Below are 15456 nucleotides of genomic sequence, written 5' to 3'. Positions count from 1 at the left end.
TCGTATTAGAACAGCATCCGTAAGTTGGTCGAGCCAGGCTTGAAGCGGACCAAGGAGCAGGGCATTGCTCATCAAAAAAGCTGTATGCGAATACAGATATCGGCGAGTCGCCCAATGGGCAAGGAGCGCTCGTCGCCTGAGTCATGGGTGTGCCTGCTTTCTTTACAGGCGAAAAGAAGACAGATCAATACGGAGGACGAGCCTCGCTATGGTTGGGCCATCACTGACCAAGAGAATTGCCCATGTCCATGCTCTCGCTCATCGATTTTCTGCCTCTCACCTTGTTGCTGCCGGCATTTCTCGGATTGGCTAAATGTAGTGGCGATTGCCAAGCAGCCCGCACCGGCTCAGGCGCAATTCAGCGCCTTGGTCAATCGCAGCGTCGGATTCTGGCTAGGAATGGGCATTTTCCTGTTCCCGATCATCTTCGCTTGGTTCCTGCTGCGTCAGGGGCATAGCACTACCAGCCGGGTGATCGGCTTTGCCTGGTTGGCGCTGGTGTTGGTTGGCATGGCTTCCAGTGATCGCCCAGCCAGCACGCCGACCGCTGCTACGAGCGGCCAGAGCCAGCCGGCCAAGGTGGTTGCACCGGTCGAGCCACTGATTGATGTCAGCGCCCAGCAACTGGCCCAGGCCTATGACCGCAACACGGTCGCGGCCGATCAGCAGTTCAAAGACAAGCGCTTCAAGGTCACAGGCGTAGTGGACGCCATCAACACCGATATGTTCGGTAATCCTTACGTCACGCTGCGTGGCGGGGTGAACCAGTTCATGGAGCCGCAATTCGAGCTCGATGACGCCCATGCCAACTACGCAGCCGGACTGCAAAGCGGCATGCACATCAGCCTGATCTGCAAGGGCCGCGGCGATGTAGCCAAAACGCCCATGTCGGATGAGTGCGCGCCGGCCAATTGAAAGCAGATCTGGAGCTCAATAAGTAGGCTCTGGCTCGATTCGCTTCAGGCGGTTAAGGTTCGTCATCTGCATAAACCGTATCCTCTTATGGTTATTAAGAATTTTCGCGATCAGAGCCAACAAATCCAGTTTGTTAATAGCCATTCTGCCGACTTCAAATTAATCGAACGGAATCACCAATGAACAATTCAGACACAGCGGCCAGTCACTTGCCCCGCGTCGGCATGCTCGCCACTGTCCGTAACCGTCGCGGTGTAATCTCCTCCGTAGAGCCCTTCAGTGACAGCAAGACCTCTGCGTTACTGCACTTGGTTACCATAGAGTTCAGCGATGCCGATGGTGATGCGGAAGAGTCCCTGCTGTGGGAGCGTGAGCGCGGCCCGGTGGTGTTGGAGCCGAATGCGCTGCCAAAAATTGATCGCGAAGCACCCATGCAGCAGGGAGAGTTCCTGGCTTTACAGCGTGCTGCTCGCTGGAGCGCCCTCACTCCGTTCTTATCAGCAAGTGATCCTCATGAGCGCTCCGAGCCAGTGCCGACTGCACCGGTATATGGAGCGGTCAGCGTTGATGACTTCCAGCTCGTGCCCCTGGCGCGAGCCATGCGCATGCCGCGTGTGTCTCTACTGCTGGCCGATGATGTGGGTTTGGGTAAGACCGTCGAGGCCGGTCTGATTCTGACTGAGCTGATCCGTAAGCGTCGTATCCGCCGGGTGCTGATCATTACTCCTGCTGCATTGCGTACCCAGTGGCAGCAGGAGATGGAGGAGAAGTTCTCCCTGGGCTTCGATATCGTCGACAAAGCCGCCACCCACAAGCTACAGAAAGAGATGGGACTGGATGCCAACCCCTGGCGTGCACTGCCGCGCATCATCACGTCCTACCACTACCTGCGCCAGCCGGATGTGCTGGAGCAGTTCATCGCCAATTGCGAATCCATCAAACAGCGGGGTGGTGCACAGCTGCCGTGGGATCTGCTGATTGTCGATGAAGCCCACAACCTGATGCCGTCTAACTTTGGCGAAGACAGCGATCTGGCCAAGATGCTGCGGATTCTGACACCGTATTTTGAGCACCGCCTGTTTCTGACAGCCACACCACACAACGGCCATACCCGCTGCTTCTCCGGTCTGCTGGAACAGCTAGATCCGGTGCGCTTTACCCAAACGCCGGATTTCACGGACAAAGAGCGCAAGATGATCGGCGATGTGCTGATCCGGAGGCTGAAAAGCGAGATCAACGATCAGGATCGCCAGGCTGGCCGAGTGCCGCGTTTTGCCAAGCGCTATCTGGAACCGTTGCCGCTTTATATGTTCAAGCCGGAGCAGGAGCTGGCGGCAGCCGTGCGCAAGTTTTGCACGCAGTTGAAAGGCATTATCCGCACCGCTCCCGAAGCACGTATGGTGCTCAATTTTGCCATTGAGATTTTGCGTAAGCGTTTGCTGTCGTGTCCGGTGGCCTTTGCCGACAGCTGGTTGCGCTTCAAGGAGGGCCTGGCTGCCAAAGAGGCGTTGCAGGCAGCTGAAGTGGCTGCCGCCCGCCGTGCCAGTGAAGAAGATATCGATGATGATCAGGAGCGCGAGAGCCGCAGCCGGCATGCTGCGCAGGTCGTCGGCGCCTGGATGCACCCCTACGTGGATGTACTGCAACCAGAGATTGACGCAATTGATGCTGCGCTGAAGTCTTTGGGGCTAGACAGACAGCCCGTGGTTAAGGCCAAGCCGAAATCGGATGCCCGCTTTGATCGCCTGCGCGAGCTGATCGGCAAGGAACTGCGTAACGCTGAACAGTGGAAAAATGATGAGCGACTGATCATTTTTACCGAGTACAAAACCACGCTCGACTATTTGGTCAACCGCTTGAATGACGAGTATGGCGCTGAACCTGGCAGCATCTGCGTGCTCTATGGCGGCATGCATGAGGACGAGCGCGAGGCGGTAAAGCGTGCCTTCAACGATCCAGATGCGCCGATACGAATTCTGGTCGCGACAGATGCTGCCTCCGAAGGTCTTAACCTGCAGCACACCGCCCGCTTGTTGATGCACTACGAGATTCCGTGGAACCCATCGCGTTTGGAACAGCGTAACGGCCGTATCGACCGTCATGGTCAATCACGGGATGTCACCATCTTTCACTTCACCAGCGAAGATGACAGTGACCTACAGTTTGTCGCCCGCGTACTGAGCAAGGTCAACGACATCCGCGAGGATCTAGGTTCGGTGGGTGAGGTGTTTGATGCCGCTTTTCAGCGTCGCATGATGGAGATGAACGAAGACCGCGATGTGTTGGGTGACCTGGACCTGCAGATAAGCAGTCGCAGAAGTGCAACCGAAGATGCTCAGGTTCACACAGAGGAACGCGGCGAAGACGAAAAACAACGGTTGCAACAGCTGCTAGACGATCTAGACCTTAATCCCAGTACCCTCAAAGACACACTCGGCGTTGCCATGGGTCTGGGCGCCGCGCGCGAAGTGCTGGATGGTCCCGATGCCCAGGGCCGCATGCGCTTGCGTACGCCGCTACCTATGCGCTGGCAGGCCGTGGTCGATGACAGCCTGCGCTTGCCCTCGCAGAAAGGTGTCAGCGGCGCCATGCCCTGGCTGGTGTTCGACAACCACTTCTTTATCCACAACATCAATGGTCGGCCGGTATTCCGCCCCTCCCCGGACACCGTGCTGCTGCACCTGGGCCATCCATTGCTGCGTCAGTCGCTAAATGCCTTTGCACGCTTGCGCTTTCCGGGCGGGCAGACCGACTTTCAGCCGCCTAGCCGCTGGCTGGTAAGCCGTGGCCAGGTGCCGGCTGGCGCTGAAGCGCTGGTGCTGTTCACCGTGGAGGAAATGGCCGTTAACGATCTGCGCGAAACCTTCCACCACTGGACCCGCACCCTGGCCCTGCCAGTGCAAAACAATACTCTGGGTGAACCCTTGCCTTACAGCGGGCCGCACTTTGGTTTGCTTGGCCAGCAAAGTGCAGCCGATGTACCCGCCGCACGCGATCTATGGGACGAGGTGGAAGACAAGATTAAAACCTTATTGGGCAGTTACCGAGCTGATTTGACTCAGATCCTTCGTACCCAACTCAAGAGTGCGTACGAGCAGGCGAGGGATCATGAAAAGGATGCCTTCGAGCAGCGCATTCGTGAAGTTGCGGCCCTGCAAAAGGCACAGAGCATCGACAAGCTAAAACGAGAAATTGAGCAACAGCGGGTGGCTAGCATCCAGCAGCAACTATTTGATGACGCCGATGCGCTGGCCGAAAAGCGTCTGCGTGATCTGGAGGACGAGCTCAAGCGCCGCCAGAACCAGTTTGGTGACCTGCAAGAACGTCTGACCGAAGAGAAGCGTCGTATCCTTGAGCAGGTTCTGCCGCGCCGCTTTGCCCTGCGTGGCGAAGCTCAAGTCTTTCCGGTAACCATTGAAATTCGTTTCCCGGAGGTGGCTGTATGAGCCTGCATGCGGAAGGGTGGGCGCAGCTCAAACATGGTGGCCTGCTGTTATCCCCGGCCAAACTGGATGAATTTTTCCCGGCAGCCGCACCCGTCATGAGGGAATTTGCGGCCGAAAAACTCCGTCGTGCGCTCACGGCGTTTGACGGCAGTAATGAAAGCCTGAGCAGCGTGCTGGATTACATCCTGCAGGATCTGACCGGTCTGCCGGCCGAAGAATGGCAGAAGGCCCAGGGCGTCGACGGCCGCTGGGCGGTGCGCAGCTTCACCGGCGCACAGATCAAGCCTCGCCGCCTGTGGCAGGGACCAAACGGCGAAACCCTGGCCCTGTTCGTGCCCGATGACGGCGGCTCGCGCCAGTTTGCCGGTCGCTTGGGGGTCGGGCGATCACGCCAGTTGTTGGGACGCGTGGTCGAATGGCTGCGCCGTACCGGGCAGGCGCTGGCGCTAGTAACTAATGGCCGCCAATGGCGCCTAGTGCACGCTGGTAGCGATTACGACGCCTGGTGTGAATGGGATATCGATCTCTGGTTCAACGAAGGCCAACCCTCAGCGCAGACAGTGGTCTGGCGCACACTGCTCAACCGCAACACTCTGCTGGCAGCGCAGGGCCAGAGCCTCCTGCTGCAAGCCATCAGCGCCTCCCGAAAGGGCCAGGCCGAGCTCTCCAGCGTACTGGGTGAGCGCGTGCGGCAGGGAGTGGAAGAGCTGATCACCGCTTCCCATATCGCCATCGAGCAGGCTCAACAGCATGGGCAGGCGCACGATTACAAAGATCTATACGTCGCCGGCTCGCGCATTATCATGCGCTGCATCATTACCCTCTTTGCCGAAGCCCGCGGCCTGGTGCCGGTCGACAACCCTATTTATCAGCAGGCCTACAGCCTGGAAGGGTTGCGCCATCAACTGGATCGCCGCGCCGGTGGCCGCGGCAACGAACGCCTCAGCCAGGGCCGCAGCGCCTGGCCGCGCCTGATTGGCCTGTTTAACCTGATCCATGAAGGCTCCGCCCACGAACGCCTCACCGTACCCCGTTATGGCGGTGCGCTATTCGAGCCGGGAAATCCTGGCAGCGACGATGGCATTTCCCGTGCACTGGCGCTGCTGGAAAGCAGTCAGAACCTGGTCAGCGATCTGCAGGTGCACAAACTGCTGCGCCTGCTCACCCGCACCAAAATGAAGGTGCGCCAGGGCCGCGGCAGCCGCTGGGTCGATGCGCCGGTGGATTTCTCCACCCTGTCTTCGGAATACATCGGCATTCTTTACGAAGGCCTGCTCGACTTCGAACTCAAACAGGCTGCCGACAATGACCCGGTGATCTTTCTCGCCGTAGGCAACCAGCCTGCCCTGACTTTGTCGCAGTTGGAGGCGATGGACGACAAAGCCATCAAGCAGCTGTTCGAAGCCCTGAAGAAAAAAGACAAGGCCGGGGATGACAGTGGCGACGAGGGTGACGAGGGCGCGGGAGAAACCGCCGACAGCGAAGAAAGCGAAGAGAACGCCGACGAAGAAACCGAACCCGTCGAGGACGACAGCCAAGAAGAAATTGTCGCCAGCGACGACAGCGTAGAAGAGCTGACCCTTAGCGAAGACCATCTAGTCCGGGCTAATACCTGGCTGCAGCGTGCCGCGCAGGTAGCCGGGCTGGTAAAGAAGCCTCGTGGCCGCAAAGCCAGTGCCGCCGGGGATGAAGAACAACAGGCACTGGAAAAGGCCGGCAAACAGTTGTGTGCTCGTATGGTCGCCCCCGGCCAGTTCTTTCTGGTGCGCTGGGGTGGTACCCGTAAGGGCGCCGGCACCTTCTACACCCGGCCGCAACTGGCCGCGCCCACCGTGCGCCGAACCCTGCAACCATTGGCCTATGAGGTCGTGCGCAGTGAAATCGATTCGCGCACCGGGCTGGACGCCGTAGTGGAGTGGGCACCGAAAAAGCCCGAGCAGATTCTGGCCCTGAAGGTGTGCGACCCGGCCATGGGCTCCGGCTCTTTCCTTGCGGGTGCTCTGCGTTACCTCACCGAAGCACTGACCCAGTCGTTGTTCCACCATAAGCTGATCGAGCGTAGCGAAGACGGCGGTGTGCCGCGCATGGCTGACGGCAAGTTGGCCGAACTGCTCAGCGATGAGCTGACCAAACTCAATCCCAAAGATGACGGCTTTGAAGAGGCCCTGCGCGCCCAGCTCAAGCGTCACATTGTGGAAAACTGCCTGTACGGCGTGGACCTTGACCCGCTGGCAGTGGAACTGGGGCGTATGGCGCTGTGGGTGGAAACCATGGACCGCGATCTGCCCTTTGGCTTCCTTGATCACAAGCTCAAGGTCGGCAACGCCCTGGTGGGCACCTGGTTTGACACCTACCGCGACTACCCGGCCTTGGCCTGGGAGCGGGAAGGCGGTGACAAGGACTACCAGAAGAACAAGCCAGACAACCTGATCAACCATGGGTACGAAGACGCCAAGGGCAAGCGCAAGGGTGACGTCTTTACCGATGCGATAAAGGCCCGCAGCAAGGCCGTGCCCGAGCAACTGCAGGCGCTGCTCAGCGGCCAGATGACCCTGGAGGGCGGGCTGGATGCTGGCAACGTGCACGACGAGCTGCTCAAGATATTCAAGAAGCTACACCGTCTCCCGGTACACGAAAGCGAAAAACGCGCCGAGGTGTACCGCAACGAGGTGCTGAACAACCCCCACTACCATGCCCTGAAAGCGCGCATGGACCTGTGGTGCGCGCTGTGGTTTTGGCCCGGCGCGCAGATCGAGCTGGCGCCACTGCCGCGTGAGTTTGCCAACCCCAATGAACAGGCACTGGCCATTGCCGCCGATGTGGCGCGTCACCAGCGCTTTTTCCACTGGGAACTGGAGTTCCCGGATGTGTTCACCGCAACTCAGGACGGCTTCGATGCACTGCTGGGAAACCCCCCGTGGGAAATCCAGAAACCCAACTCCAAGGAATTTTTCTCCAACCACGACCCGCTTTACCGCGCTTACGGCAAGCAGGACGCACTGGCCAAGCAACTGGAGTATTTCTGCGCCTGGCCACAACTGGAGCACGATTGGATTGCTTACAACGCCGGCCTGAAAGGGATGTCCAACTGGGCGAAGTACGTGGGCAAGCCCTTTGGCGACCACGTTACCGAAGACAAGAATGGCAAGAAGAAGCACGATCTGAACATGGGCAGCGGCAGAAACAGCTTTGACGCCTCGGCGGCTGTGCATAAAAAGTGGCTGCAACAGCGTAAGAAAAATAAGGGCTTTGCCGATACCGCACATCCTTTCCTGCATCAGGGCTCAGCCGACCTCAATACCTACAAGCTGTTTCTGGAGCTAAGTCATGCGCTGCTGCGCAGGCAGGGGCGCCTGGGCATGATCGTGCCCAGCGGTATTTATACCGACAAGGGTACTACCGACCTGCGTGAGTTGTTCCTCAGTCAGTGCGACTGGCAGTGGCTGTTTGGCTTTGAGAACCGCGAAGGCATCTTCGATATCCACCGCTCCTTTAAGTTCTGCCCGCTGATCGTGCAGAAGGGCGGGCAAACCCTGGCCATCCGTGCCGCCTTCATGCACCGCAATGTGGACGACTGGGAACAGGCCGAACGCCATGTGCTGGCCTATCCACGCGCGCGGGTGGAGGAGTTCTCGCCGTATTCCAAGGCCATTCTGGAGATCCGCAGCGAGCAGGATCTGCGCGTGCTGCAGAAGATCTACGCCAACGGCGTGTTGCTGGGTGACCAAAGCGAGAACGGCTGGGGTATCAAGTACGCCACCGAATTCCACATGACCAACGATTCTAAGCTGTTCCCTCCGCGGCCCAAGTGGGAGGAAAAGGGCTATTGCCCCGACGAGTACGGCCACTGGCTGAAAGGCTCCTGGCGGGACTACAACGGGCCACAGCATATTCTGGAGCGCGAGCCTGGGCTGGTGCTGTCGCGGGATGGGCGGCAGGCGATGCAGGTGGATGCGATTGAGGATGTGGCGTTGCCGCTCTATGAAGGGCGGATGATTGGCCAGTTTGACTTCAGTGAGAAGGGGTGGGTGAGTGGGAAGGGGCGCTCGGCAGTTTGGCGGGATATACCTTTTGAAGAGAAAGTGATTGAGCCGCAGTTCCTGATGAGTTTTACCGATTACCTTGGTGCAGTGGACAAGAGTGGCAATCCTAAAACCGCACGTGGCCTCAAGCCTTGTTACATGGACGTTAGCTCAGCGACTAACTCCAGGACAATGATCTCCTCTGCTGTGTGGGATTTTCCTTGCGGCAACAAGGTGCCTTTATTGATTCCAAGCGAAGGGCAGACTGCAAGCATCGCGCTTATCGCCTGTTTGAATTCTTTTGTCTTCGATTTTGCAATCCGAAACAGACTGGGCGGTTTGACCATCAATTACTTTATTGCCGAGGAGTCACCACTCCCTCCGCTACAAAATGTTCCGAAACAGCTTGTGGAGGCAGCGTTCAGTCTGATTTCAGCGAGCAATCCCATCTATTCACCCGTCTTGGAATCACTGGCCCCCCCTCCTATTAGGGCTGCTGTTTCAGCGCATGAACGTACAAGGCAGAGGGTGATAATTGATGCCGTACTGTTCGCAATCTCTGGGCTGGACTGGGATGGTGCCTGTCATATCCTGAAAGATTGTGATCGCCCAATAGAAGAGCTTTCGGGGGATGCAGCGAAAGCGCTTAGTCCGAAAGGCTTTTGGCGTCTTGGGAAAGGGATGGCCCCTGAGCTGCGCCACACCGTCCTGTCGATGATCGCCTTCTACGATCTTCAAGAAAAAGGCCTCGATGCCTTTCTCGCCCAGAACGACGGCGAGGGCTGGATGATTCCCGAACAGCTGCGCCTTGCCGACTTCGGCCTGGGCCACGATGATCGTGCGCAGGAATACCAGCCGGTGGCCTCACGCCTGGGGCCACGCTTCTACGACTGGCAGTTGAACGAGGATGTGGAGCGTTCCTGGCAGGAGTGTGTGGCCCATGCTGAGCTGATCCGCCGGATTGTGCCGCTTCCAGAGTCGGAACAATCCGACCGGGTCGCCGAAGCGCACGCGCCCTATAAAACAGAATCACCGCAGGGAGCACTGTTCTGATGCTGAACCCCATTACCTATACCGAAGACGTGGTCAGCGACTTTCTGCGCTATCAACTCAGTACCTATGCCTTCGCCGACGAGAACCTTTACCGGCAAATGCGTGAACTGCTCAATCTTGAGCACACCCGCAACACGCCGCTGCTGAAGGGGCCGTTTATCTCCCTGTCGCGCACCTTTATGAAGGGTGCGAGCCTTGAGCAGCTGGTCAAGGACGGTGTGTTGCACCCGCATATCAGGCAGTTGTCTCCCTATCCGGGGGCTTACCTGCACCAGGAAAAGGCTTTTCGCTCCATCAAGGCTGGCCGCACCACGCTGGTGGCCACCGGCACCGGTTCTGGCAAGACTGAATGCTTCCTGCTGCCGATCATCAGCCGTTGCTTGCAATTGCGCGACGAGGGTGCCGAAGCGGGTGTGACGGCGGTGATCGTTTACCCCATGAACGCCCTGGCTGAAGACCAGTTGCAGCGGATGCGCGAACTACTGGTCGGCACCGGCGTCACCTTCGGCATGTATGTGGGCAAAACCCCGCGCACCGAAGCCGACATCAACGGCGTGCGTCTGGCGCTGGGCAGCACGGTTGCGGATTACCGCAGCAAGTTGCAGCAGATGCAGCAACAGAAAATGGACGTGGCCCTGCACCCGGCCGAGGAGCGCGTTAGCCGTGAAGCCATGCGCACACCCGGCCAGCAGCCACGCATCCTTCTGACCAACGTCAAACAGCTGGAGCTGCTGCTGACCCGCCAGCAGGACCTGGAACTGTTCGACAATGCACTGCTGGAATTCATGGTATTCGACGAGGCGCATACCTTTACCGGTGCCGGTGGCGCCGAAACCGCCTGCCTGATTCGCCGTTTGCGCGCCTATTGCGGCAAGGACGAAAACAGCACCACCTGTGTCGCCACCTCCGCCACCATTGCTGACCCGCGCCGCGGTATCGAAGCCGGCCGCGAGTTTGCTAGTCGCTTCTTTGGTGTCGATGGCCAGCAGGTTGAGCTGATTGGCGAAGCCTACGAGGAGGATATCTGGGGCGAGCCGCGTACTGTCAGCGCGCCCTTCAATGGCGATCAGGCCATGCAGCTGAAAACCGTGCTGGAAATGCTCGGCACGCTGGACCGAGCCGAGGTCGAGCCCGCCGACTTGCAGGCCTTCCGCATCTGGTTCCAGACCACTAGCGGCATGCGCATGGCCGGTGACAACTGGCGTGAGGCGCTGAACCAGTGGCTCAGCCATAACGAGGTAGTGTTCCAGATCGCCGATGTGCTGCGCCGTCCGCGAGCCGTGGCTACCTTGTTGGAAGAGCTGAACGACAAACTGGGACGCCCGATCACCGAAGAGGAAATCCTCATTTGGCTGGCTCTGGGGGCTGCGGCCCGTAATGGCGACCGGCCGTTGCTGCGCCCGGTGGTACACGGGTTTGTGCGCGGCGTTAGCGGCGCAGTGGTGACCTTTGAAGATGGGCAAGGGCAGCTGGGTCGGCTGTGGCTGTCGGCTGAGGATGCACTGGCTGCGAGTGACGGGCGTGATCCGGAACTGAAAACCTTTCCACTGTCGAGCTGCACGACCTGTGGCCAGCACTACTTCGAGCATGGGCTGGAGGACTTCAATTACACCGGTGATGCACCTGGTGGTGGCTCTGCAGAGGGCAAAAATCGTGTGTGGCGTGCCCAGGACATCCCGTTGGGGGGCGTGCGTGCGGTCTCATTGGATCATCAGGTAGGCTCCGATGGTGAGGAAGAGCCCTCGCGTACTGAGGTGCTCTTCGTCTGCCGTTATTGCGGCACCACGCATGACCGGCAGGGTCCTGAATGTGTTGGTTGTGGCCGCAATAAGGCCCTTAAGGCATTGCATTTCGTACAACAGAAAGAAGAACACATTGGACGTTTGACACGCTGTGTATCCTGCGGCGCCCATGGTCGCCGGGTGAGCGGCAGTTACCGCGAACCGGCCCGTCCAGTACGCGCGACGGGTGTGGCTGACGTGCATGTATTGGCCCAAAGTATGATCCACCGTGCCGAGCGCAAGCGCCTGCTGGTGTTCGCAGACAACCGCCAGGATGCCGCTTTCCAGGCCGGGTGGATGCAGGATCGCTCTCGTCGTTATCGTCTCAGGGAACTGATCTACAAGAAATTGCGCGAAGGCGCCGTCTCGGTCAGTGATCTGGTGTTGTGGCTGGACAAGTTTCTGGATGCAGACGATGAGTTGTCGCGGGCGTTGATCCCGGAAGTCTGGCGGGTCGAACCCAAATCGGAAACCAGCCTGGCCCATGCCGAGGAACGCAAGTGGTTTTTGCGTGCTCAGGTGCTGCGTGAGTTGACGCTAGGGGCGCGGCAAAGCACCGGTCTGGAACCGTTGGGGCGTTTGAAGATCCAGTATCTGGGGCTGGATGAAGCACTGCCGGTTATTCAGAAGTGGGCAAGGGCGTTGGGCTGCTCACCGGCTGACTTGCGCGAAGGCATTGGCTCGCTACTGGATGCAGCCCGCTCCCGGCGCATGCTGTTTGATCCTGTAACCCGTATGTTTTCCAAGTTCTGGCTGGACGGTGAAAAGGAAGTGCTGCGCGGATATTTACCGATCATGCGTGGCGTACCGGAAGGCTTGGTGTTTGAGCGTGATGGTCAACACGAAAAAGGGCGTATCAAGCAGTGGTTCAGCACTTACGACAGCTCCGCCAAACAGGCGGCTGTGAGTTGGGGAGTCGATCCAGATCACGTTCAGTCGTTTCTGGATGATGTTTGGCGGCTCTGCACCGATGAACTGGAATTACTGACCCAGGTTCAGTTCAAGGGAGCGCGTGGAAAAAACCTGCCAGGCTGTCACGGTGCCAACCAGGTGCATGTGGATCACATGATGCTGGTACCTGCGTCAGGCATGTATCGCTGCCAGACCTGCCGGCGCCTGCATGCCCGGGCCAACCCCGGTATGACCTGTATGGCCTGGCGTTGCAGTGGCAAGCTGGTATTCGAGGCCGAGAATCCGGATAACTACGACCTGCTGCTGCTGGATCAGGAGTTTTCCATGCTCCGTGCCCGCGAGCACTCTGCGCAGATTCCGGGGCCGGAGCGTGAACGCATCGAAAACGCCTTCAAGGGCGAGAGCGAGCGCATCAATACCCTGGTGTGTACACCCACGCTTGAGATGGGCGTGAACATCGGCTCGCTGGATGCAGTCTTGATGCGCAACGTACCGCCTTTACCGGCCAATTATTGGCAGCGGGCTGGTCGTGCCGGGCGTCAGTTCCGCATGGCGCTGGATCTGACCTATGCACGCACAACCAGCCACGACCGAGCCTACTTCAATGAACCGTTAAAAATGCTCGAGGGGCTGGTGGAGCCCCCAAGCTTCAACCTGCGCAACCCCGTCATGGTGGCCAAGCACGTGAATGCCACGGTGCTGACCACGCTGCTGCAGATGCTGCGTAGTAACTGTCTGCCAGGACAACAGGCCGCTGCGCTGCAGGAGGCCTTGTCTGCCTGCTTGCCACCTCAAATCAGACCCTATCTGTTTACCTCTGATGGCATGGTGAGGGCTGAGCCTCTACCGGTTGAAGCACTGAGCCAGCAGATAGCGCAGCATAAAACAGCACTCTTGAATGCGGTGATCAAAGCCTTCCACCAGGGGTGGCCGACTAGTGACCGCGAGGTAGTAAGCCGTGGCCAGTTGGAGGTGCTCATTGGTAGTTTTGCGGAGCAGCTCCAGGGGGTAATCAATCGTCTATTCCAGCGCCTGCAGTGGGCTTTGGGGCAGTTGGAGCGGTTGCGCAAGGTGGCCGCTGGCAAGGGCGCACTGGACGCCGATGAAGAGGCCTTGCGCGCCCGCTGCGAACGGTTGGTAAAAAAACTAAAAGGCGAGGCCAAGCGCAATCGTAGCCAGGCAGAGGGTTTTGATGACACCAATACCTATGGCGTATTGGCGGCTGAGGGCTTTTTACCGGGGTATGGACTGGATAGCGGTGCGGTAACCCTGACCCATGTGGCGCCTCGTCACAGCAGCGATATCAGTGACTGGGAGTTACGCCGTAACACTGCTCTGGCTGTTCGCGAATATGTGCCTGGTAACCTGATCTACGCCAATGCGCACAAATTTGTGCCGCGTCACTTCCATCTAGTCCCGGAAGAGCCTCTGGTATTTGCTGTGGATGTGGCAAGTGAGTCAGTCCAGGAAACTGGCCCGAACACTAAGGCTGGCAGTGAAGCCAGCTCCATGTCGGTCACGCAAATTCCGGGTGTATCCATCTGCGATGTGGATGCGCCTCATCATTCCTATATTTCGGACGATGAGGACTATCGCTTTCAAATGTCGGTGGCAGTCTTTGCTCAAGACCAGGGGCGGCACTCCGGCGGTAAAGTCTATGAGTGGGGCAAAGCGCAGTTGCAGCTAAAGCATGGCCTGCATATGCGTTTGGTGAATGTTGGCGCGGCTTCGCAAGTGCGATCCGGGGCTTTGCTGGGATATCCGCTTTGCCTGGTGTGTGGTGCTAGCCGCTCGGCTATGAGCAGCCAGCAGGAGCTGGATAAATTCAATGAGCATCATATCGAGCGCTGTGGCCGTCCCGTTCAGACCATCGCTTTCTACGCCGAGGTGGTAGCCGATGCACTAGTGCTGCAGGACTGCGCCTCCCAGGAAACGGCCTACAGCGTCATGGAGTCGCTGCGTCAGGGGGCTGCCGACGTGCTGGATATGGAAATATCCGATCTGCAGGTGCAGGTGATTGGCAAGCCGGGCAGTGAGTCGGTAGATGCGCTGCTGTATGACCCTATGCCCGGTGGCTCGGGGCTGCTTGAGCAGTTGTTGGAGCACTGGCCGGCTGTTGTTGCTGCGGCAAGGCGCTTGGCTGAAGAGTGTCCGTCAGCCTGTGAATCGTCCTGTGTGGATTGCCTGCAGCATTTCCGCAATTCGTTCTATCACAACAAGCTGAATCGCCATACCGCGCTTGAAGTGTTCAATGACTGGGGAAGCAGCCTGAGCTTTGCCCATGATTTGGCGCCTGTTCTGCCTGATGAAACCCTGACTCAGCAACCGGGTAATCCCCCAGAGCAACAGCTGGTGGCAATGCTGAAGGCGGCAGGCATGAGTGCGTTTGAGACTGAGCGGCCGATTCAGCTATCCGGTGGCATCACGACCCGTCCGGACGTGTATTTCCACGAGCCCAACGATCAGTACGAGGGCGTCTGCATCTACCTGGATGGCATGAGCGAGCACCTGCACGGTAACGCCCAGACAGCAGCTAAGGACCGGCAGATCCGTCAGGAGTTGCTGAATACCGATTACGAAGTGATCGAAATTCAGTTCCAGGAACTTTATGACAAGACTGTGATGCGTGAGCACATGCGACGCATAGCGCGAGCTGTGATCGGCAAGGCGAAGGCCAAGGAGTTGGCTGCCAGTGATGACTGGTTTGATTCTGCATCTGCATCAATGGCCAGGGTGGCTGCATCCAGTGTCAATGTATTGCCATTCAGGACCGTAACCCCGAATGAAGCGGGCTTTGTGCCCTATCAGGGCTGCGCACCATTGGTTGGCCTGCAGGTCGCCGCTGGAGCTTGGAGTAAGGAGCAGGGCGGGCTACTTGAGTTGGCCGAACATGCTGAAGAGTGGGTCGTGCTGGATAACAGCAAGTCGGAGCCTGGCATGTTTGTGGCCCAGGTGGTCGGTCGATCCATGGAGCCCTTGGTGCCTGATGGTAGTTACTGCCTGTTCCGGCAGGTGCCAGCTGGTAGTCGGCAGGGCCGGAAGTTGCTCATCTGGCATGCAGGCGTAGCCGATACTGAGACGGGTGGGGAGTACACCTTGAAAGTCTACTCCAGCGAAAAAACTGCGAGTGATGACGGTGAATGGCAGCACGAGCGGATAACGCTCAAGCCGCTAAATCCGGAGTATCAGCCCTTGGTGCTTGAGCCTGAGGAAGAGGGTATGGTTATTGCCGTCGCCGAGTTTTTAAGAGTGCTTTGAAGCACTGGTTTGAAGAGCTGCAGAAAAGATTAACGTCTCGATAAAGCGGGACAAAAAAGAAAAATCACC

General features: G+C 58.4%; 4 protein-coding genes. All 4 read left to right on the top strand.

The features are described from left to right. Positions 1 to 39 precede the first annotated feature (39 nt). The 4 genes from PH586_RS21510 (at position 40) to PH586_RS21495 (ending at position 15387) form a co-directional block, all read left to right on the top strand. Positions 40 to 915 (top strand): OB-fold protein, encoded by an 876-nt coding sequence (locus PH586_RS21510; RefSeq protein ID WP_271349853.1) that lies wholly within the window; start codon positions 40 to 42, stop codon positions 913 to 915. A gap of 179 nt (positions 916 to 1094) precedes the next feature. Next, the gene (gene drmD / locus PH586_RS21505; RefSeq protein WP_271349852.1) at positions 1095 to 4361 is read left to right on the top strand and encodes a DISARM system SNF2-like helicase DrmD; all 3267 of its coding nucleotides are present in this window, start codon (positions 1095 to 1097) and stop codon (positions 4359 to 4361) included. Further along, the gene (locus tag PH586_RS21500; RefSeq protein ID WP_271349851.1) at positions 4358 to 9436 is read left to right on the top strand and encodes an Eco57I restriction-modification methylase domain-containing protein; all 5079 of its coding nucleotides are present in this window, start codon (positions 4358 to 4360) and stop codon (positions 9434 to 9436) included. Before drmD ends, PH586_RS21500 begins: the two co-directional genes overlap by 4 nt. Further along, the gene (locus PH586_RS21495; protein WP_271349850.1) at positions 9436 to 15387 is read left to right on the top strand and encodes a DEAD/DEAH box helicase; all 5952 of its coding nucleotides are present in this window, start codon (positions 9436 to 9438) and stop codon (positions 15385 to 15387) included. Before PH586_RS21500 ends, PH586_RS21495 begins: the two co-directional genes overlap by 1 nt. Positions 15388 to 15456: the final 69 nt, after the last annotated feature.

This window comes from Pseudomonas aestuarii (assembly GCF_027988105.1).
Classification (GTDB): Bacteria; Pseudomonadota; Gammaproteobacteria; order Pseudomonadales; family Pseudomonadaceae; genus Aquipseudomonas; species Aquipseudomonas aestuarii.
Note: the sequence above shows the minus strand (reverse complement) of the source record. Positions and strands in the feature narration are given on the sequence as shown.